Raw genomic sequence first — 20,509 nt, forward strand, 5'->3', positions numbered from 1 at the left:
TTATCTCCTATCGTCGGGATCCAGACGGCGGCGGCGCAGCATACGCGGCACTCGCCACAGCACCAGGCTCACCAGAACAATCGCCAGCAGCGCCAAGGCCGCCAGAATGAACGGATGAGAGGAGAAGATATACCATAGGCGCTCCCACCAAGGCAGGTGGCCAACGTAGTAAATGTCGCCCACCCGCAAACTATTGACGCCGGAGGTGCGAATAATAGAGACCGAACCGTACATCGCCTCGGTTTTACCGCTGTCAATCAAGGCATTATTAAGCAACTCATAGCCCGGCTGATCGTCTGCCAGCAGCGCCACCACGCTACGCTGCGCATTGAATGGAGACTGAAAACCGACGATGGCGGCCAGCGGCGCCGTCGCGCTGAGGGTCGTTTTCGCGGCGGCGCGCGTCGCGCCGGGATCCGGAATCGTGTTGTCCGTCGTCGTATTCATCGGGCTCTCCAGCCAGCTCTGCGTCGCGCTCACCAGCGCCGCAACCCGATCCGCGTCGCGCAGCGTCGGTGGAATACGCCCGATCAGTAGAATATCGCGATCCTTATCCTGCGCCTGCGCAACGTCGTCACTCAGGGTCACCGCCAGCGCCGGATAGCCGGTCTGCGCGCCGATGTTCCCCAGCGCCGACAGCAGGGTACTCACCTGTACCGGCGAGGGTTTAGGCGCCACCACCACCAGGGTTTGCGACAGATCGGCCAGGCGGCTAAAGGGGAAACCAGCGTTGGCGAAGCTGCGCAGATCCGGCATCGCGATAAAGTGACGGAAACCGGAGAAATCAAGGGTCGAGGCGTCACCGATGGCCACGGTATTCGGCAACGGTTGATAAGAGACGCACTCGCCGTTGGAGGGCGTCAGATAGGGCACCACATAGTCAAAATCGAAGCGCAGATGGTTCTGAACCCCCAGCTTTATCGCGGGGATAGTGACGGCATCCATCTTATCAAACAAGCCCTGAATCAAAGGGATATGTAATAATGCACGCTCTTGATCTTCCGAGGGCAGTAGCGGGAAAGCCTGTAAAAATTGATTATTGATATTCACGGTCATACGCGAACCGTCATTAAACGGCGGCTGGGTATAGCGGTACTTCAGATTCATATCCACATAGGCGTTGTGGAGCAAAAACAGATCCGGCGGCAGATTCAAAGTTAAGGATATCGGCGCCGGACGCACCCCGCTCGACTGTAGCTGATCGCGATAGCTTTGCAGCTCGCCAAAGGTGACCGGCCGGTCGGTCGGCACCCAGTTGGGCGCGTCATACGGCTGCCGCTGAGCGAGCGTCTCGACCCGATCGACGCGGGCGCTATCGCCGCGCAGCAGGATATCGCCCTGGGCAATCCCCCGCACCGCCGTCATCAGGTCGCGATCGTCACGCCCCATAATCAACAGCATCTTGATATAAGGATTATCCGGCCGGGAAATCATCGCCACCGTCGGCCCATCAACCGCCGGGTAGTCAGCTAAAAAGTCTGGACGCTGCGCATTAGTCGCAAACACCACCCCATGCCGATCCGGCAGCTGATTATACAGCACCGGAAAACGCTGACCGCGCCACTGCGCCTGCGCACCGAACCAGGATGCCAGCACCGCCGCGGCCTGCTGCTGCGCCAGATCCGGCTCGGCGGCGAACACCACCGGTAGCGTCAGCGGCACCTTGCTGGCGCTGTCAAAGAAGGGCCGGGGGAATAGGGATAAGTCGTTTTGCAGTAACAGGGACTGGGTCGTCAGCGTCAGGCTACTGCCCTGCCCGATGGCCAGCCACAGGGTCGGATGCCACTCGTTGTCGCACTGGCGGTAAGACTGATAGCGACCGACGAACTCCAGGCGAATGCGGTTAAAATCGGTAATATAGTGGGCATCTAGCGGCACCTGGACCTGATTGGCATGCCCTAACTGACTTTTATCGACCGCCACGGCGCCGACCAGGTCATCGTTGAGGAATACCTTAACCTGAGATACCAGCGGCACCAGCGACGGCGACGGAGTAAACACCAGGTTAAGCATCGCATTGGTCACCAGCTGGTCGCGCGGCACCCCGAACTCCATATAGGCATTGGGATTATCGCCGCGCAGTACTGTCGGCCCGGAGGCTAACCGGGTCAAATCCAGCGTCTGCGTCGAGACCGGTGCAGCCGAAGAATGCGCCGTTACCAGTGCCGCTGCGCCATCCGCCGCCGGCGCGCTATCTGACGCCGCTGGAAACGGAGACTGTGCCTGCGCCATCGTGCTGGAGCCCAGCGCGATGGCAGCCCACAACAGGTGTATCATCTTCATCATGGGTATCTCCGTTGCTCCATAATAAGTTAGTGCCCACATACTGCATACACACTACGTGGTCTGGCGTCCCGCTATCGGACGCGGTACAAAGGAAACCAGCCAAGCGCCCAAACACACCGCCACCATGATCGGCATGCGCCACGGTGCCGGGGCATACTCAGCCAGGCTACGGTAACCGCGCCCCACCAGGCGTAAAATGCCGACAAAACCACCGCCCAGATGATCCTCTGGGATGGCCTGCTGCCACAGCGCCCAGGTATCGGCGCGGGCAAAGGTGCACTGGATAAACGCAATATGCTGTGCGACGCTCAGTCCATCCAAACGCAGCCCAGCCCGTCGCCCCACGACCCGCGTTACCGCAACCGGAAACACAAAACTCTCTTCCCCTTTCTGCAGCAGCAGAGAAATAGACTCACCTTCCCGTAGGCACAGACGCTCATCCGCCAGCTCAATACCCACGCCGCCGTCGGAATAATCGTGCAGTGTGCAGGGGTAAAGATGTCCATCGTGGCGCATCAGGATTGCCGGCATCGCGATGTCTACTCGGTGCGCCTGACGGATCTGGCGCACCTCAACGGCGACCGCCGCTGCGCCGCCCAGAATAACGAGGTTGTAGATCACCCATCCGACAGTCAGCAGCACGGTAATTTGCTCATTCTGCGGGCCAAAAAACAGACGCCAGGCACCAAACACCAGCCCCAGCACGCTCAATAACACCAGCGACAGATAGGGCGACGAAATAACCCAATCCATATGATTATGCGAGACCAATCCCCCTTTCTGGGTCACATTGAAACGCCCTTTCTTCGGGTTGATCAGCGCCACCAGCGTCGGACGGGCGATATACCAGGCCAATACCGTTTCATAGATCTCATTCCAGTAAGAGTGACGATGGCGCCCCTGGAGGCGAATGCGCGCCAAGCTGGAATGAAACATATGCGGAATCACATACAGCACGATCGCCATCGCCGGCGCAAAAATAACGTAGGTGTGAAACAGCAGAAACGCCAACGGCGCGACCAGGAAGATCAGCCGGGGAATACCGGAGAGAAAATGCATCATGGCGTTGGCGTAGCACAAACGCTGCCCCAGGGTTAACCCTTTGCCCAAAAAGGGATTATCCAGGCGGAAAATCTGAGTCATGCCGCGGGCCCAGCGCATACGCTGGCCGATATGTGCCGACAGGCTCTCCGTCGCCAGCCCGGCCGCCAGCGGAATGCGGATATAGGCAGATGTCCAGCCCTTACGGTGCAGGCGCAGCGAGGTATGCGCATCCTCGGTCACCGTCTCAACGGCGATACCGCCGACCTCATCCAGCGCCGTCCGGCGCAGCACCGCGCAGGAGCCACAGAAGAAGGTGGCATTCCACATATCGTTGCCATCCTGCAGCAGGCCATAAAATAGCTGGCCCTCATTCGGAGTGCGTCGGAAGTTCCCTAGGTTGCGCTCAAACGGATCCGGCGAGAAAAAATGGTGCGGCGTTTGTAGTATCGCCAGCCGCGCATCGTGTAAAAACCAGCCCATGGTCAGCTGCAGAAACGTACGGGTGGGCACATGATCGCAGTCAAACACCGCAACAAACTCACCTTTGATGCGCTTCAGCGCATAGTTTAAGTTACCGGCCTTGGCATGCTCATGGGTTGGACGCGCAAGATAGTGAACGCCAACCTCCTCGGCAAACTGGCGAAAGCTGTCACGGCCGCCGTCATCCAGCAGATAGATGTTGATCCGATCCCGAGGCCAATCGATCCCCAGCGCAGCGTAGATGGTGGGTTTAACCACCCTGAGATCTTCGTTATAGGTGGGGATCAGAACATCGACTATAGGCCATTGATCCATCGCCTTGGGCAAAGCCACCGGCGGGCGATTCAGCGGCCATACCGATTGAAAATACCCCAGTAGCAGCACGACCCAGGCATAGGTTTCAGCGGCTAACAGCAGCAGGCCACAGATCAGGCTGAAAGGGTCGTCCCAATTCAACGTTGAGGTATAGCGCCACCAGATGTAACGGCAAGAAATCGTAATGGACAGCAGTACTAGCAGCAGCGTGGTGAAGCGCCCGGGAATATGGCGGATCACCATCGCGCATCCCCACAGCAGCAGCACAAAGATACACTGTGACAGCAGGTCAAACGGCTGAGAAATACACAGTAACGCGAGTGCGGCCCCCAGCAGCGCCGACAGCGTCAATACAACCCGGCGCAAAGCATTAGGTAGCTCATCCAACCAGACCGATTCGCCCTTCCGCCGTCCCCATCGCGCCGGTAACCCCGCCAGCCACTGCAGGAAATGCCTGCTTACGCGGCGGAGAGCGCCCAGTAACGTTTCGGAATGCGGCCAGCGGGTCAACAATAGCCATATCGCCTGCAGCCCATATCGCACCGGATCGAGTGGACGGGGCCGCAGCGGATCGAGATGAGGAAACAACGCGGCCTGCTGCTGACGGATAGCCTGCCAAGCCGGCGACTCCCAATGCAGAAACAGCCACGCTAACGTAAGCCAGAAACAACCGCTTATCGCACCCGGCGACGTCGCGCCATGCGTGCGGCACGCCCGATAGCGCTGCGTCCATGCCCGCCTGGCCGGCGCCGCCAGCAGCACATCCAACGCATGTATCATGTCGCCTCCGCGCGCGCTGGGCGCTGGCCTGGCAGACGCTGTAATAGGCACCATGCGGCCAGGTTGGTGGCCTCCTGCGCCGCCTGGGAATAGGGCGCATACTCACCGAGAGGCTGTTTACCTGCGGCAGCCTCGGCGACGGCCTCATCTCGGTGCATAACCAACGGCACCAATCTGGGCAGCGTCTGCTTCCACAGCAGGTAGAGATCCTCTTGCAATACGCTGCCGGGTAACAGCTGCGTGATAAGCAGGTGCGCATCATCGGGCAGCGCCTGACGATGCAAGCGCAAATGGCAGTTGGCATCCGGCATCATCAACAGCAGCAACAGCTCGCTGAACGCCGCCATTTGCCGAGATACGGGCGCATGCCCGCTGCCAATATCCAGGATGATCCAGTCGTAGGCCGCGCTTTGCGACGCAAAGGACGCCCGCCACTCAGCCTGGCTTACGCAGGCCGCTAGCGCAGGCAACTGCGCCGGATCCACCGTGCCGAAAGGCAGAACATCCAGCCCTTCGGTATAGCGCCAGGCCGTCGCCTGCCACGCACTGCCATCCAACAGCGCCGCCGCCCAGCCCGCGCGATCGGCGAGCGGCAGGTTGAAATGCATACCCAGCTGAGCGCCGGGGCTGGCATCGACCACCAGCACCCGCTGTCCCAGACCATTGAGCGCCCAACCCAGCGCCGCGGCGGTACCGGTAGTTCCGACACCGCCGCGAATCCCCTGTAGCGCTACCGTTACCATATGGATTAGTCCCGTCGTTCTGCCAGCTGGCGACACTCTGCCAACAGCGGCCAGCGTTCCAACGCCTTGTTTACATGCTCTATCCGCACGATATTGACGTAATCAATATCCATCATCCCGTAGATACGCTGTAACACGGCAAGATCTTCCGACGATGGCGGCGTCGGCGCCGTTCGATGCTTTGTTTGCTCGCTCATTCTGCTAACCATAAAAATTCAGCTATGGTTTAAGTGAGTATAGCAAGGTAGAAAAATGGCGCTGCCATAATGCAAAAGAGGGATGATAACCCACATTACTATCTAATAATTAATTGATAGATAATGTTATTTTGCCTATGTCGGCATGGTGGAACACTCTATTCTCACAAAGTCGATATACCATGGCGCAATCATTTACGCTCGGTATCCCACACCTGTGGGATGAGCTCCAGACAGTGCAAACGCACGGCCTTTATTGGCTGAATATCGATCGCACACAGGATGTGTCTGGCCTGTGCCGTCAAACGATTCTTGCCCAGCCGGAAAGTACCCACGTCACGCTTATTGAGGCGGGTCACGATATACAGGTGACGTCAGCGTTGGCGGAGGACTATTCGCAAGGCCCTGCGTCTCTGCCTGTTTATCGCCTGACGCCGACGCTAACGGCGCTGATGGCGCTGCCGGATGAGTTAACCCGTCTAATGGGCCCAGCATCTTCGCTGTTTATCCTACTGCTCCCTGCGACCGACCTGACCACGCTCTCCGCCGATGGGATAAACCGCTGGATAAACCACATCCATCGTTGGCTACAGCGCTGCAACGCGACGCTGCTCGTCATCAGCCACGGTGCAGGAACCGATATCCTACGAAATCAATTAGCTCCATTGAATCGCCTCGTCTCAGGGCTCGCCAGCCTACGCTGGCAGCTGGATCGCTGGCTCTATGATGTCGCCTTTTGGTGTAATGAGCGGGGCGTTTCGGCTCAGCAGAATATTCCGCTAACCCACACGTCACAGGGCTGGCAGGCCAATGTAGAAACCACCCTGCCACCGCCACAGCCCCATAGTGATGAAGATAGCTATCTGGCGCACGCCGCGATCCTGGAGGGCGCCCCCCCGCTCTCTGAGCACTGGCACTTGTTTACGTCTAACCATGAACTGTTTACCGCCGCGCTGGCGGCGCAGGCGGCAACCCTGGTCTTTTCACTGATGCAAAGCGATCAGGTGGACGATCTGGCGCGGCAAATCCACACGCTGCGCCGCCAGCGCGGCAATGCACTGAAAATAGCAGTGCGAGAGCAGGCGGTTGTACAGCGCAGCAGCGATGAACGCCTGCTGCTGGCCTGCGGCGCCAATGTGGTCATCCCGCTACACGCCACGCTGTCCAACGCGCTGGTGAGTCTGGAAGGACTGCAGGGACACACGTTTTTACGCCACGTGCCGGCCAATATCACCACGTTGCTCGACGCCCTGCGGCCGCTCAAGCTGCGCGGCTACCAGACCAAAGCGCAGTTCTGCACGCTATTGCTCGACCTCCTGGACAACCCGCTGATACCGCACGACGGACGCGGCACGCTAGCCTCCTTACGGCCGGTTTCCGGAATAGATGCCGAACAGGTGCTAAAACTCTGCAACCTGCGCCGTGACGGCGATTTAGTCACTCTGGACGGGCAATCTCTGGTCCTGTTCCTGGCCTACTGCCGCCCGCATGAACTGGACACCGCACTGCGCTTTATCTTCCCGCTGCCCGTCGAGGAGCTCTTCATCCACCGCCGCCTATGGCACCAGGATGCAGAGCTGATGCTGGAGCTGACGCGTATGCGCAGTGAGACGCCCACGCAAGGGCCGCCGCCCGAGTCGCTTCCTCCACAGCCGGTCAGCGCGCCGGCGGATACAGCGATGCCGCCGCCACGACGCGTCCCCCGGCGGCTGACCCTCGGGATGACGTCACGGGAGCCCTCATCATGATGACGATTACGGATATTCTGCAGATCCTCGTTCTGTGCGCGCTGGTCATGCTGCCCGGCGGTTTTTACCTGCACAAGTATTACCCTCATCCTCTACGAACGCTGCGGAGGACGATTTTCCCGACCCGTTATCTTCAACGGGTGACGGTACTGCACCGCCGCCCACTCTCCGCTAGGGTAGATAAGCATGGCAAAACACACTGAGCAGCAGGGCGTTTTCTCTGAACGGGGCTACCGCTGGCACGGGCTAGGCGGCTGGAATCTCTATTTTTTACTGAAGCTGGCGCTACTGTGGTACGGCTATCTTAATTTTCACCCTTTCGCCAACATTATCTTTTTAGCCTTTCTGCTGTTTCCCCTGCCCTCGGCGCATCTGCACCGCTGGCGCAGCTGGCTGGCTATCCCCATCGGAGTGGCGCTGTTTTACCACGACACCTGGCTACCGGGGCTAAGCAGTATTGCGCACCAGCGCGATCAGTGGAGCCACTTCAGCGCGGCCTATGCCTGGGATTTAACGCTGCGTTTTATTAACTGGACCATGATCGGCGCGGCGCTGGTGATCACCGTCGCCTACCTGTTTCTCACCCAGTGGATTCGGATTACCACGTTTACCATTCTTGCCCTGGTATGGGTCAATCTGGGCAGCATTGGCATTCCACAGCTCAGCCTGCAGCAGGGTGCGGCCACGGCCGCCCCCCCGGCGAGCAGTCTGTCCACGCCAGGCAATACACCGATCTCAGCCGTCAGCGCTGCGGAGATCCCGGCGCAGAGCGCCGCGCCCAACAATAGCAGCCTGAACGACTGGCTGGATCGCTTTTACGCCAGCGAACAACAGCGGCAAACCCATTTTCCCGCGGCCCTGCCGGCCGATGCCCAGCCCTTCGATCTCTTGATCCTCAATATCTGCTCCCTCTCCTGGAGCGATCTCAGCGCCGCCGGCCTGCAGGATCATCCGCTGTGGAAACGGATGGATATTCTGTTCAACGACTTTAACTCCGCCACCGCCTACAGCGGTCCGGCCGCCATCCGCATCATGCGCGCCAGCTGCGGTCAGTCCTCGCATAAGATGCTCTACAGCCCCGTTCCGACTCAGTGCGATCTGATGGCCAACCTGGCCCGGCTGGGCTTCCGGCAAGAGCTCGCGCTGGATCATTCCGGGGTTTTCGGCGACTATCTGGCACACCTACGCCAATTTGGCAACATGCAGGCTCCCCTCAGCGCCAACGCCGGCCTACCGGTCGAGCTGACCGCATTCAATGGCGAACCCATCACCAACGATCTGGCGCTGCTCCAACGCTGGTTGAGCAGTACCGAAAAGCTGGGCGACGCACGCACGGCCAGCTTCGTCAACCTGATCGCCCTGCACGACGGTAACCGCTTTATCGGTGCCAATCGGGGAGCCGACTTTAAGCCGCGGGCCCAGACCCTGCTCGACCAGCTCAACGGCTTTCTGGACGATCTGGAGAGATCCGGACGCCGGGTGATGGTGGTGATCGTACCAGAGCACGGCGCGGCGGTAGTCGGTGACAAGATGCAGATGGCCGGACTCCGCGATATCCCCAGCATGTCAATCACCCACGTGCCGGTCGGCGTCATCTTCAGCGGTATGAAGGCGCCGGCGCCGGCCTCGCCGGTATTGGTCGATCGGCCGAGCAGCTATCTGGCCCTCTCCGAGCTGGTCGTTCGCAGCCTGGATGGCAAGATCTTCACCCAGCCCAGCGTCGACTGGCAGGCGCTGGTCAGCAACCTTCCCCAAAGCGCCGCCGTGTCGGAAAACGATAACGCCATCGTCATGATGTATCAGGGAAAACCCTATGTACGTCTCAACGGCGGGGACTGGGTGCCCTACCCACAGTAGCCACGGCGACGCCACCATAAAAAAAGAGCCGGCTCACGGCTCTTTTTTTTATTATCGCGCCGGGGCCGCTAGGCCCCCACCTCCTTCTCCACGGCAAAACAGGCGATCATCTGATCGCCATAGCGACGCAGCGGCGGCTGCAGCTGGCGACAGGTCTCAAAGGCGCAGCGGCAGCGGGCGTTAAAGGCACAGCCGGGCGGCGGATTAAACGGGCTGGGCAGCTCCCCGCTCAGCTTGATCCGCTCGCGGCGCATCTGCGGATTCAGCCGCGGCGTCGCCGACAACAGCGCCTGGGTATAGGGGTGACGCGGATTGCCGAACACCGCCGCCTTGCTGCCCTTCTCGACGCAGCGCCCCAGGTACATCACCATCACCTCATCGGCGATATGCTCCACCACCGACAGATCATGTGAGATAAAGACATAGGAGAGCCCCAGCTCCCGCTGCAGATCCATCATCAAATTGAGCACCTGGGCACGCACCGACACATCGAGCGCCGACACCGGCTCATCGGCGATCACCACGTCCGGATTTAACATCAGGCCGCGGGCAATAGCGATGCGCTGGCGCTGGCCGCCGGAAAACATATGCGGATAGCGATCGTAGTGCTCGGTCTTTAGACCGACCCGCGCCATCATCGCCAGCGCCCGTTCGCGCCGCTGATCGCGCGACAGCGGCGTATTGATCCGCAGCGGCTCCTCAAGGATCGCGCCGACCTTCTTGCGCGGGTTCAGCGAGGCGTAGGGGTTCTGGAACACGATCTGGATCTTCTGGCGACGCAGCTTTTGCGCCTGCGCATCGGGCTGCAGCAGATCCTGGCCCCGATAATAGAGCTCGCCGGCGCTCGGCGCTTCGATCATCGTCAGCAGGCGTCCCAGCGTCGACTTACCGCAGCCGGACTCCCCGACCACCGCCAGGGTTTTTCCCCGTTCCAGGCTGAACGAGACCCCATCCAGCGCCTTGACCAGCCTTTCTTGGGAAAATAGCCCGCTCTTGACCGGATAATGCTTTTTCAGATCCACCGCCTGCAGTAACGGCGCCTGTAATATGGCTTCACTCATGCTGTCGGCCTCCCGGCGTCGTCCAATGGGGTGTGGCACTTCACCGCCCGCCCGTGCAGGCGGCGCAGCGACGGCTCCTCGCGCCGACACTGCTCGGTCGCATAGGGGCAGCGCGGATTGAGCAGGCAGCCCGTCGGGCGATCGTACTTACCCGGCACCACCCCCGGCAGCGACACCAGACGCTCGCCGTCCACCGCAAACTCGGGCAGCGCCCGCAGCAGCGCCTGGGTATAGGGGTGGCGCGGCGTGTGGAAAATCTCGCCGGCCAGCCCGGACTCCACTACCTGCCCGGCGTACATCACGATGATCTTATGCGCCGCCTCCGCCACCAGCGCCAGGTCGTGGGTGATCAGCACCAGCGCCATATTTTCCCGCTGCTGCAGCGCCAGCAGCAGTTCGATGATCTGCGCCTGAATGGTCACATCCAGCGCGGTGGTCGGCTCATCGGCAATCAGCAGCTTGGGACGGCAGGCGATCGCCATGGCGATCATCACCCGCTGACTCATACCGCCGGAAAGCTGGTGCGGATAGACCGACAGACGCGACGCCGGATCGGGAATGCCGACCTGAGTAAGCAGATCGATGGCGCGCTGGCGCCGGGTGCGCCGGTTACCTCCCTGATGCACCTTCAGCGCCTCCATAATCTGAAATCCCACGGTGTAGCAGGGATTCAGGCTGGTCATCGGGTCTTGGAATATCATCGCCACCTCGGCCCCCACCAGCTGGCGTCGCTCCCGCTCGGAGATACGCTGCAGATCGGCGCCGTTAAAGCTCAGTCGCTGTGCCGTCACCCGCCCAGGAAAATCGATCAGCCCCATAATGGCCAGCGAGCTGACCGATTTGCCGGAGCCGGACTCACCGACAATCCCCACCACCTCTCCCTGTTCAACCTGGTAGCTGATGCGGTCAACCGCACGGAAAGGGGCGCTATCGTCGCCGAAATGCACCGATAGCTGATCTACATCCAGTAATGCCATGTCCCTCTCCTTACTGCTTCAGCTTCGGATCCAGCGCATCGCGCAGGCCGTCGCCCATTAGGTTAAACGCCAATACCGTCAACAGAATGGCCAGTCCGGGGAAGGTCACCACCCACCAGGCGCTCTGGGCGAACTGCAGCACATCGGACAGCATGGTGCCCCACTCCGGCGTCGGCGGCTGGGCGCCCATTCCCAGGAAACCCAGCGCGGCCATATCGAGGATCGCATTAGAAAAACCCAGCGACGCCTGCACAATCAGCGGCGCCAGGCAGTTGGGCAGGATATTGACGAACATCTGGCGCAGCGCACCGGCGCCGGCCACCCCGGAGGCGGTCACGTAGTCGCGATGCACCTCCGCCAATACCGCGGCGCGCGTAAGGCGGACATAGTGCGGCAGCGCCACAAAGGTCAGCGCCAGCGACACATTCACGATAGAGGGGCCGAATATGGCCACCAGCACCAGCGCCAGCAGCAGGCTCGGCAGCGCCAGCATGATATCGACCACCCGCATGATCAGCGCATCCACCGCGCTGCCAAAGTAGCCCGCCAGCAGCCCCAGCACCACCCCGAGGATCAGCGACAGCGCGACCACCAGACAGCCCACCAGCAGCGACAGACGGGCGCCGTAAATCAACCGCGACAGCACGTCGCGCCCCACGTCATCGGTGCCCAGAATAAAGCGCCAGCTGCCGCCGCTCTCCCAGACCGGCGGACGCAGCAGCGCATCGCGGAACTGCTCCTGCGGCAGGTGCGGCGCAATGACATTGGCCCCCAGCGCCACCACCACCACGATCGCCACGTAGATAAGCCCTGCGACGGCGCCTTTATTGCGGCGAAAATAGTGCCAGAACTCCTGCAGCGGCGTCATCGGCCGCGGTGCCGGGACACCGGATGAGGTAGCCGTCGTCGCGGCCGTTGTTGGTTCAGACATCAGCGGCCTCCTAGTGTTTATGACGGATACGCGGGTTAACGATGCCGTACAGCACGTCGACCAGCAGGTTAACCAGAATGATCATGCTGGCGACCAGCAGAACGCCGCCCTGCACCACCGGATAGTCGCGGCGCTGCAGGCCATCGATCAGCCAGCGCCCCAGCCCCGGCCAGGAGAAGATGGTCTCCGTCAGGATGGCTCCGGCCAGCAGCGTACCGACCTGCAGGCCGATCACCGTCACCACCGGCAGCAGCGCATTGCGCAGGGCATGCACCACGATCACCCGCAGGCGGCTCAGCCCCTTGGCGCGGGCGGTGCGGATATAGTCCTCGCTCAGCACCTCCAGCATCGCCGAGCGGGTCATGCGCACGATCACCGCCAGTGGAATGGTGCCCAGTACGATAGAGGGCAGAATCAGGTGCATCACCGCATCCTTAAAGTCCCCCGGTTCCCCCCACAGCAGGGTGTCGATCAGCATAAAGCCGGTCAACGGGTGACTATCGTCCAGAAAGACCGTATCGCTGATGCGCCCGGAGACCGGCGTCAAATCCAGATTGACCGAGACCAGCATGATCAGCATCATGCCCCACCAGAAAATCGGCATGGAGTAGCCGGTCAGCGCCACGCCGACCGCCGTATGGTCAAAGATCGACCCCCGCTTGACGGCCGCCAGCACCCCGATAGGGATCCCCAGCAGCACCGCGAACAGCATGGCGCAGATCCCCAACTCTAGCGTCGCCTGAAAGCGCGGCACAAACTCCTGCCACACCGGGGTTCGGCTCTTCAAGGACTGACCGAGGTTGCCGTGCAGCACGTCGTCGATATAGATGAAGTATTGCTGATATAGCGGCTTATCCAGCCCCATCTCAGCCATGATCTGAGCATGACGCTCCGCGGAGATCCCGCGCTCGCCCGCCATGATCATCACCGGATCGCCGGGGATCATGTGAACAAACGCGAATGTCAGCAACGTAATGCCGATAAACGTTGGGATGACCAGCCCCAAACGCCGGAGAATAAACTGCAGCATAGCCCGAACTCTCTGTAGTTGGCCGGCACCCATCCGCCGGCCCGCTGCGCTGCGCAAGAGTGCGCAGCGCCTGGCCCCGGATACCGCCAGGCCTCACGGCCATGCGGCGGTACGGTTCACGAAGTCCCTCCCCCTTGAGGGGCGGCTGGATTACTCCAGGGAGACCTGATTGAAGTGATGTTTGCCCAGCGGATCCACGACATAGCCCTTCACCTCTTTGCGCACCGGCTCATAGACGGTGGAGTGGGCGATGATCAGCGCCGGTGCCTGGTCATGCATTATCACCTGGGCCTGGCGATACAGCTCGGCGCGCTTGGCCTGGTCCGCCTCGGCGCGCGCCGGCTGAATCACCGCCTCAAACGGCTGATAGCACCAGCGGGAATAGTTGGAGCCCTGCTTGGCCGCATCGCAGCTGAACAGCGTGGCGAAGAAGTTGTCCGGATCGCCGTTATCGCCGGTCCAACCCATCATCACCGCCTGGTGTTCGCCGTCTTTAGCGCGCTTGAGGTACTCCCCCCACTCGTAGGTCACAATCTTGGCCTTCACGCCGATCTTGTCCCAGTCCGCCTGGATCATCTCGGCCATACGGCGCGCGTTAGGGTTATAAGGACGCTGTACCGGCATCGCCCACAGATCGATGCTGAATCCATCGGCCAAACCGGCCTCCTTCAGCAGCGCCTTGGCCTTCTCCGGATCGTACGGATAATCCTTAATCGCGTCGTTATAGCCCCACATGGTCGGCGGTATCAGGTTTTTCGCCGGCTGACCGGCCTTCTGATAGACGGCCTCAATGATGGCCGGTTTGTTGACTGCCATGGTCAGCGCCTGGCGCACCTTGACGTTATCCAGCGGCTTTTTATCGACGTTAAACGACAGGTAGCCCACGTTAAGCCCCGGCTGCTCCAACAGAGTAATATTCTTATCCTGCTTCATGCGCGCCAGATCCGCCGGGTTCGGGTACGGCATCACCTGACACTCATTCTTCTGCAGCTTGGCATAGCGCACCGAGGCATCCGGCGTAATGGAGAACACCAGGCGGTCGATCTTCGGCTGTGGGCCCCAGTAGTCTTTGTTGGCTTTATAGAGGATCTTCGAATCCTTCTGGTACTGCATCAGTTGGAAGGGACCGGTGCCCAGCGGCTCCAGATCGATCTTCTCCGGCGTGCCCGCCTTCATCATCGCATCGGCATATTCGGCGGACAGGATCGATGCGAAGTCCATCGCCAAATCCGCCAGGAACGGTGACTCCGGGTGATTCAGCTCAATGCGCACCGTGCTATCGTTCACTTTTTCGACCTTGGCGATCAGCTCCGGCAGCCCCATCCCCTGAAAGTACTCATAGCTGCCGCCGGAGACCTTGTGGTACGGGTGGTTCGGATCGCGCTGACGTTCGAAGGAGAACACCACGTCGTCGGCGTTGAAGTCGCGGGTCGGCTTAAACAGCTTGCTGCCCTGCCACTTCACCCCCTTGCGCAGATGGAAGGTATAGGTCTTGCCATCGGGGCTGACCTCCCAGCTCTCCGCCAGCCCGGGCTCGATCTCCGTGCTCCCGTTCTTAAACTCAATCAGACGGTTATAGATAGGGACCGCGCTAGCATCATAGGTGGTACCCGAGGTAAACAGCTGCGGGTTAAACCCCTCCGGAGATCCCTCAGAACAGTACACCAGGGTCTTTGCCTGCAGGCTGCCGGCGATCGCCAGCGCGAGCAGGCCGACGCCCCATTTCAGCGCGACGACGCCTGCGCCACGCCCCGTAGATACGTGATTCTTGGAAGACATAACATTGAACTCCATACTGTGATGTTGTGTGACCGGCGGATCTCTGTTTTTTTCTGTACGATCCGTCCGGCGGCGGCCTGAGCGGCCAAGGTGGGTAGACGATATCCCGGCGAGGAACGACTCATCGGGCAGTCCATCAGCGAATAGATGCACAATCCTGAAGCGCTGTTTTCACCTTATACGCCCCAATCTCTCAAGTGTTCCGGTTGACGTCAATATGACAAAATACAATTTATCGCCTAATAAATAGGCAATATTTTTGTATAAAAAAGGATAAATAAACCTCACAGATAGGTCGAAATCTGCCCACGGTGAAATTGTGACGTGCATTCCACCATGTAACAAAATTTTACCAGTCGATCTCCCTACCGCCGCCGGCGAAAAAATTTATCTCAGATGTCGAATATATGCACAGTTAACCCGGGAAAGTGCCATTAAGACAGGGGAAAATTCTGCTGAAAACGGGAGTCCGCGCGTCGCAGCGGCCATTTTTGCGGAAACGGCCTCAGGCGTAGCCACGCCTTCGCGCTATGATCGCAGGCATCATCATCAATGGGAGAAATACGGTGTCACAGGCAACGTTTGAACAGCTGCAGCGGCTGCTGGACAGCCAAGGCGCACGCTATCGCGTCGTTGAACACCCCAGCGCGGGGAAATCAGAAGAGGTGGCCAAAATTCGCGGTACCCAGCTCGGCCAGGGCGCCAAGGCGCTGGTCTGCCACGTCAAGGGGAATGGGGTAAAGCAGCATGTGCTAGCGGTGCTGCCCGCCGATCAGCAGGCCGATCTCAGCGCGCTGGCGCAGGGCATCGGCGGGACCCGTGCCTCGTTGGCCAGTCCGGCAGAGGTCAGCACGCTGACCGATTGCCTCTTTGGCGCGATCCCTCCCTTCAGCCTGCATCCCGACCTGCTGCTGGTCGCCGATCCGCTGCTGTTTACCCGCTTTGAGGAGCTGGCCTTTAACGCCGGCACGCTGGAGCGCTCGCTGATCCTAAACTGCGCCGACTACCGGCGCATCGCCGCGCCGCGCTGCGTCGACTTTATTCGCCGCCAGGAGCGCTAAGGACGACCCGCGCCACCCCGGCCACAATGCAAAAAGCCCAGCCGTAAAGGCTGGGCTTTTCAGGAATTTGGTCGGCGAGAGAGGATTCGAACCTCCGACCCACACGTCCCGAACGTGTTGCGCTACCAGGCTGCGCTACTCGCCGAATGCGGAGCGCATGTTACTGCTAGCGCTACCCGTCGTCAACACCTTAACGCCCACAGAGGCCCGGCTTTTTACGTTTGACTGTAAAGCCGCCATAACGCAAAAAACCCAGCCGTAAAGGCTGGGTTTCTCAGGAATTTGGTCGGCGAGAGAGGATTCGAACCTCCGACCCACACGTCCCGAACGTGTTGCGCTACCAGGCTGCGCTACTCGCCGAATGCGGAGCGCATGTTACTGCTAGCCTCACCCGCCGTCAACCCCCTTTTTGCATTACGGCCGCCGTTTGTTGAGAAAACCGGCCATCCGACGCTAAATCCATCCCGTTGCCTGCATTTTAGCCACAGTTTCCCGCCTTCAGATAGCAAAAAGCATGGCCGAAGCCATGCCTTTTTTATCGCACCATAGCGAACTCAGGCGTTAACCTGCACCGCCGGCGGCGCTTTGCTCTCGGCCTTCTGCGCGCGCAGGAACGGCAGCAGAAACAGCGCAGACAGACAGGCCGCCACGGAAATCACGACGAAAAAGCCGTTCCAGTGCCACACCTCCATCACCCGGGCGATTGGATAACCGGAAAGCGCCGCCCCCAGATAGGCGAACAGGCCGACAAAACCGGTCGCCGCGCCGGCCGCATCCTTATGAGAACACTCGGCGGCGGCCATCCCGATTAGCATCTGCGGACCAAAGATGAAGAAGCCGATGGAGAAGAAACAGGCGGCCTGCAGCGCATAGCTGCCGCCCGGCATCAGCCACAGCGCGGCCACGGAGAGGAAGATCCCGATAGCGAAGATCAGGTTCATCGGGCCGCGGTTGCCGCGGAACAGTCTATCGGAGCCCCAGCCGGCGACCAGAGAACCGATAAAGCCCCCCACCTCAAACAGCGACAGCGCCGAGTTGGCGGTCATCAGCGAGTAGCCCTTGGTCTGGGTCAGGTACAGGTTACCCCAGTCATTGATCGCGGTACGCACGATATATACCAGCACATAAGAGACGGCCAGCAGCCAGATGTACTTATTCGTCAGCACATAGCGCTTGATGATCTCTTTATTGGAGAGCCCCTTGCCTTCGGACTCCTGCACCAGCTCCAGTGCGTCATTACGCCATTTTCCGACGCTCGGCAGCCCCATCGTGACCGGCTTGTCGCGCAGGCGCCAGCACATCAGCAGCCCCAGTACGATACCGATAATCCCGGGGATGATCATGCCATAGCGCCAGCTGAAGTGCAGAGAAATAAAGCCGACCAGCAGCGGGATCAGCGCGCCGCCGACGTTATGAGAGGTATTCCAGATGGCCCACCAGCTGCCGCGTTCGGCGCGTGAATACCAGCTGGTCAGGATCTTCGAGCACGGCGGCCAGCCCCAGCCCTGGAAGAAGGCGTTAACCATCCACAGCGCCCCCAGCACCAGCAGCGACGAACTCATCCCGAAGACGATATTGATAATACCGGTCATGATCAGCCCCAGGCCCATAAAATAGCGCGGGTTGGAGCGATCGCTGATCATCCCGGAGATGAACTTGGAACAGCCATAGGTGATATAGAATAGCGTACCCATGATGCCGATATCGGACATGCTCAGTCCCAGATCGCTGATCATTTCCGGCATGATGAAGTTGAAGCTTTTGCGGGTAAAGTAAAAGGCGGCGTAGCCAACATACATGACCCACATCAGCTGGATGCGCCAGTATTTATAGGCTGCATCAACCTTGGCGCTATCCTGGATCTCGGGCGCGTCGGTGCGGCTTTTCAGAAAAGACCACATGGGGAAATACCTCGTGCGTGAAAACTCATCGTTGTAGCCGCTATGGTGCGGCGCGCGCGCGCGGGATAACTAATACAAATCCCCCGCCGCCGCTAAGAAAATCTCCTAGTTTTCCACCTCGCCGGATAAAACTGCGGGCAGGATCACAGCCAGCCGGGTCCCCTGATGGCTCTCCAAGCGCAGCTCCCCGCCCATGGCGCAGATCCGCTCTCGCAGGCCGCGCAGTCCATATCCCGGCGTCAGGCTGAGCGTATCCACCCCGCAGCCGTCATCGCAGATACTCACGTGCAGCAGGCCATCGGCGTCCTGCCAGCCCTCTACCTCGATATGACTGGCCCGCGCGTGGCGACAGGCGTTCGTCACCCCCTCCTGACACAGGCGGTACAGCGTAATTTTCAGGGTATCGTCCAATGCAGCGTCGTCGATATGCCAGCGTAGCCGCGCCGTGGTGCCCTGCTCCGGCGGTGCCAGATCGCGCAGCAGCGCCGAGAGCGCCGCCGACAGCGGCAGGTTGCTCAGCGATGCCGGCCACAGCTGCGCCAGCAGATCGTGTACGCCGTCATATACCCGTAGGGCGTGGTTTTCGATGGCCTCGGCGCTGGCCAGCAGGCGCGGCTCATCGCTCAGCCGCCGAATGATGCCCGCCTGGGTGCGGATCACCGTAATGGTCTGCCCAACCTCATCATGCAGCTCACGGGCGATCTCCCGCCGGGTCATCTCCTGCGCCATGACCAGCGAACGGGCCAGCGAACGGTTCTCCGCCAGACGCTGCGCCAGCTGACGGTTCAGATCGCGCTGCCGCTCGATCCCGGCGCCCAACAGCATCCCGGTCAGACTCTGCGCCAGCAGCGATAGTAGCAGATCGCGGTGCGGGGCATCGCCCTGCGGCTCCGTCGCGATCAGCACCACGCCGTTCAGCAGCGTGGCCAGCAGCGCCCCCTGCCAGCCATAGCGATACGACATGAAGACGATGGGGATCGCCAGACAGAAAGGGACAAAGCGGCGCAGATCGGCGTGCTGTGCCAGGTGCTGCAGCCATAGGCTCAGCGCGAACAGCAGTAGATAGCCGCCGATATGACGCAGGCGCAGGTTGACCGGGCGATGCAGGATCCCCGGCGTCAGCGGCAGCCAAATCTGCTGCGCCAAATAGTGCCAAATCAGCAGGCAGGTCGGTGCCACCGTCAACCCGCCGCACAGCCCCAGCAGTAGCGCCGGCCCCGGCATGGCGCCGGTCGCCAGCGACCAGGACAGCGCCTGGAGCAGCGCCGCCAGCGCCACCAGCGCCCCCTGCTGCAGCGGCCAGCGCCATTCAACCTCTTGCCGCTGCTGACGCCGCAGCCAGTCTCCCGATGCCCAGGCGAGGGCCATGCACAGCAGCAGTCCCCCCAGGGTTCCCCACAGCCAGCCGCCGCCGCCCAACTGATAGCTCAAAAACAGCTGCACGGCCACGTCGCCGGCCAGAATGCCGGGCCAGTAGCGGCGCGGCGTCTGCAGCAGAATGCCCATCCGCAGACCGAAGGGAAACAGCAGCAGCGCGTCGACGGGCGCAGTCACCAGGGCCGCGCCGATAGCCCACAGGCAAAATCCGGCGATGGTATAGCAAAAGAAGATGGCGATGCTGGAGATCAGACGCTGCATCACTGTCCCAACAGGCGGTGCGCCAGCTCAACGTTGTTGTTTACCCCCAGCTTGACAAACAGATTGGCGCGGTGGACGTGTACGGTTTTCGGCGACAGGCCGAGACGTTCGGCCACCTCCCGCACCTCTAGCCCCTGGGCCAGCATCATCGCCACCTCGCGCTCGCGGCGGGTTAGGGGATCGATACGGGTACGCGCCAGCTGCTGGGCAATCTCCGGCATCAGATAGACGCCGCCCTGCGCGACGGTGCGTACCGCGCTGACCAGATCCTCGGGACGGCAGCGCTTGGACAGAAAGCCGCGCGCGCCGCGATCCAGCGCCAACTCTACCAGCGCCGCACTGTCGTGCATCGACAGCATGATCACCGCCAGCCCGGAGGGCAGATCGGCCAGCAGATCCAGACCGCTTTCATCAGGCATCGAGATATCACAGATACAGACCTGCACATCCAGCCCCGGCAGGCCGGCCCGCGCCTCTGCCGCCGAGCTAAACTCACCGACCACCGCCATATCCTCCTCCAGCGCCAGCAGCTGTACGAAGCCGGATCGCACGATATAGTGGTCATCGATAAAGGCAATGCGGTAGGTCATGAGGGGCTCCGGCGGATAACGATAGCGCTCGGATTATACACATACTCGGTGGGCTCCCGTAACGGCGTCGCGCCAGAAACCCCTCATCAAG

Annotated in this window: 16 protein-coding genes and 2 tRNA genes; 4 read left to right on the top strand and 14 right to left on the bottom strand. The window is 60.7% G+C overall.

The annotated features are described in order from the left end of the window. From bcsB to bcsR, 4 genes are read right to left on the bottom strand one after another with little or no spacing between them, the layout of a single operon-like run. Positions 1-2,286 carry a cellulose biosynthesis cyclic di-GMP-binding regulatory protein BcsB gene (bcsB, locus tag ETEE_RS07145; RefSeq protein ID WP_034164013.1) on the bottom strand — a complete coding sequence of 762 codons (2,286 nt, stop codon included), beginning with the start codon at positions 2,284-2,286 and terminating at the stop codon, positions 1-3. A 51-nt stretch (positions 2,287-2,337) separates the two neighbouring features. After that, complete coding sequence (bcsA, locus tag ETEE_RS07150) at positions 2,338-4,905, bottom strand: UDP-forming cellulose synthase catalytic subunit (protein WP_034164015.1); 2,568 nt, start codon at positions 4,903-4,905, stop codon at positions 2,338-2,340. Next, entirely contained in the window at positions 4,902-5,648 is a 747-nt protein-coding gene (gene bcsQ, locus ETEE_RS07155) for a cellulose biosynthesis protein BcsQ (protein WP_034164016.1), read from the bottom strand. The genes bcsA and bcsQ overlap by 4 nt, the downstream gene beginning before the upstream one ends. A 5-nt stretch (positions 5,649-5,653) precedes the next feature. Continuing rightward, positions 5,654-5,845, bottom strand: coding sequence for a cellulose biosynthesis protein BcsR (bcsR, locus tag ETEE_RS07160; RefSeq protein ID WP_034164084.1), 192 nt, complete (start codon positions 5,843-5,845; stop codon positions 5,654-5,656). 182 nt (positions 5,846-6,027) lie between these two features. Here bcsR and bcsE point away from each other — a divergent pair, with 182 nt between their 5' ends. Genes bcsE through bcsG form a run of 3 tightly spaced genes read left to right on the top strand, consistent with a single transcriptional unit; the run spans position 6,028 to position 9,450 of the window. Beyond that, the gene (bcsE, locus tag ETEE_RS07165) at positions 6,028-7,593 is read left to right on the top strand and encodes a cellulose biosynthesis protein BcsE (protein ID WP_034164017.1); all 1,566 of its coding nucleotides are present in this window, start codon (positions 6,028-6,030) and stop codon (positions 7,591-7,593) included. Beyond that, positions 7,590-7,796, top strand: a complete 207-nt coding sequence (gene bcsF / locus ETEE_RS07170; protein ID WP_012850185.1) for a cellulose biosynthesis protein BcsF — start codon at positions 7,590-7,592, stop codon at positions 7,794-7,796. Before bcsE ends, bcsF begins: the two co-directional genes overlap by 4 nt. After that, on the top strand, positions 7,780-9,450 hold the full coding sequence (gene bcsG / locus ETEE_RS07175) for a cellulose biosynthesis protein BcsG (protein ID WP_034164018.1): 1,671 nt from the start codon (positions 7,780-7,782) through the stop codon (positions 9,448-9,450). Before bcsF ends, bcsG begins: the two co-directional genes overlap by 17 nt. 68 nt (positions 9,451-9,518) lie before the next feature. Here the strand turns inward: bcsG and dppF are convergent, their stop codons facing one another. From dppF to dppA, 5 genes are all read right to left on the bottom strand, one after another. Beyond that, positions 9,519-10,511, bottom strand: coding sequence for a dipeptide ABC transporter ATP-binding subunit DppF (gene dppF / locus ETEE_RS07180; RefSeq protein ID WP_034164019.1), 993 nt, complete (start codon positions 10,509-10,511; stop codon positions 9,519-9,521). Further along, entirely contained in the window at positions 10,508-11,488 is a 981-nt protein-coding gene (dppD, locus tag ETEE_RS07185; protein ID WP_034164021.1) for a dipeptide ABC transporter ATP-binding protein, read from the bottom strand. Before dppD ends, dppF begins: the two co-directional genes overlap by 4 nt. A 10-nt stretch (positions 11,489-11,498) precedes the next feature. Further along, the gene (gene dppC / locus ETEE_RS07190) at positions 11,499-12,419 is read right to left on the bottom strand and encodes a dipeptide ABC transporter permease DppC (protein ID WP_034164022.1); all 921 of its coding nucleotides are present in this window, start codon (positions 12,417-12,419) and stop codon (positions 11,499-11,501) included. 10 nt (positions 12,420-12,429) lie between these two features. Beyond that, on the bottom strand, positions 12,430-13,449 hold the full coding sequence (gene dppB / locus ETEE_RS07195) for a dipeptide ABC transporter permease DppB (protein ID WP_012850190.1): 1,020 nt from the start codon (positions 13,447-13,449) through the stop codon (positions 12,430-12,432). A 150-nt stretch (positions 13,450-13,599) separates the two neighbouring features. Further along, on the bottom strand, positions 13,600-15,228 hold the full coding sequence (dppA, locus tag ETEE_RS07200; RefSeq protein ID WP_034164023.1) for a dipeptide ABC transporter periplasmic-binding protein DppA: 1,629 nt from the start codon (positions 15,226-15,228) through the stop codon (positions 13,600-13,602). Between the two features lie 566 nt (positions 15,229-15,794). Between dppA and ETEE_RS07205 the strand changes: the two genes are divergently transcribed. Then, complete coding sequence (locus ETEE_RS07205; protein ID WP_034164085.1) at positions 15,795-16,289, top strand: YbaK/prolyl-tRNA synthetase associated domain-containing protein; 495 nt, start codon at positions 15,795-15,797, stop codon at positions 16,287-16,289. Between the two features lie 68 nt (positions 16,290-16,357). On the opposite strand, the gene ETEE_RS07210 is transcribed toward ETEE_RS07205, so the two are convergent. The 5 genes from ETEE_RS07210 to uhpA form a co-directional block, all read right to left on the bottom strand. Then, positions 16,358-16,434: transfer RNA gene (locus ETEE_RS07210), tRNA-Pro, on the bottom strand. 138 nt (positions 16,435-16,572) lie between these two features. Then, positions 16,573-16,649 (bottom strand) — tRNA-Pro (locus ETEE_RS07215). 194 nt (positions 16,650-16,843) lie between these two features. After that, positions 16,844-18,190 (bottom strand): MFS transporter, encoded by a 1,347-nt coding sequence (gene uhpC / locus ETEE_RS07220; RefSeq protein ID WP_034164024.1) that lies wholly within the window; start codon positions 18,188-18,190, stop codon positions 16,844-16,846. A 105-nt stretch (positions 18,191-18,295) separates the two neighbouring features. Then, positions 18,296-19,828 carry a signal transduction histidine-protein kinase/phosphatase UhpB gene (uhpB, locus tag ETEE_RS07225; RefSeq protein WP_034164025.1) on the bottom strand — a complete coding sequence of 511 codons (1,533 nt, stop codon included), beginning with the start codon at positions 19,826-19,828 and terminating at the stop codon, positions 18,296-18,298. Further along, on the bottom strand, positions 19,828-20,418 hold the full coding sequence (uhpA, locus tag ETEE_RS07230) for a response regulator transcription factor UhpA (RefSeq protein WP_012850195.1): 591 nt from the start codon (positions 20,416-20,418) through the stop codon (positions 19,828-19,830). The genes uhpB and uhpA overlap by 1 nt, the downstream gene beginning before the upstream one ends. Between the last annotated feature and the right edge of the window lie 91 nt (positions 20,419-20,509).

The sequence above is a fragment of the Edwardsiella anguillarum ET080813 genome (genome assembly GCF_000264765.2).
GTDB classification, from domain to species: Bacteria; Pseudomonadota; Gammaproteobacteria; order Enterobacterales; family Enterobacteriaceae; genus Edwardsiella; species Edwardsiella anguillarum.

Bases quoted from the DNA above. Each gene is read 5' to 3' on its own strand.
- dppF (WP_034164019.1), bottom strand. From the start codon at position 10,511: ATGAGTGAAGCCATATTACAGGCGCCGTTACTGCAGGCGGTGGATCTG.
- bcsG (WP_034164018.1), top strand. From the start codon at position 7,780: ATGGCAAAACACACTGAGCAGCAGGGCGTTTTCTCTGAACGGGGCTAC.
- bcsE (WP_034164017.1), top strand. From the start codon at position 6,028: ATGGCGCAATCATTTACGCTCGGTATCCCACACCTGTGGGATGAGCTC.
- uhpA (WP_012850195.1), bottom strand. From the start codon at position 20,418: ATGACCTACCGCATTGCCTTTATCGATGACCACTATATCGTGCGATCC.
- bcsA (WP_034164015.1), bottom strand. From the start codon at position 4,905: ATGATACATGCGTTGGATGTGCTGCTGGCGGCGCCGGCCAGGCGGGCA.
- dppB (WP_012850190.1), bottom strand. From the start codon at position 13,449: ATGCTGCAGTTTATTCTCCGGCGTTTGGGGCTGGTCATCCCAACGTTT.
- uhpC (WP_034164024.1), bottom strand. From the start codon at position 18,190: ATGTGGTCTTTTCTGAAAAGCCGCACCGACGCGCCCGAGATCCAGGAT.
- bcsB (WP_034164013.1), bottom strand. From the start codon at position 2,286: ATGATGAAGATGATACACCTGTTGTGGGCTGCCATCGCGCTGGGCTCC.
- bcsR (WP_034164084.1), bottom strand. From the start codon at position 5,845: ATGAGCGAGCAAACAAAGCATCGAACGGCGCCGACGCCGCCATCGTCG.
- bcsQ (WP_034164016.1), bottom strand. From the start codon at position 5,648: ATGGTAACGGTAGCGCTACAGGGGATTCGCGGCGGTGTCGGAACTACC.
- dppD (WP_034164021.1), bottom strand. From the start codon at position 11,488: ATGGCATTACTGGATGTAGATCAGCTATCGGTGCATTTCGGCGACGAT.
- uhpB (WP_034164025.1), bottom strand. From the start codon at position 19,828: ATGCAGCGTCTGATCTCCAGCATCGCCATCTTCTTTTGCTATACCATC.
- dppA (WP_034164023.1), bottom strand. From the start codon at position 15,228: ATGTCTTCCAAGAATCACGTATCTACGGGGCGTGGCGCAGGCGTCGTC.
- bcsF (WP_012850185.1), top strand. From the start codon at position 7,590: ATGATGACGATTACGGATATTCTGCAGATCCTCGTTCTGTGCGCGCTG.
- dppC (WP_034164022.1), bottom strand. From the start codon at position 12,419: ATGTCTGAACCAACAACGGCCGCGACGACGGCTACCTCATCCGGTGTC.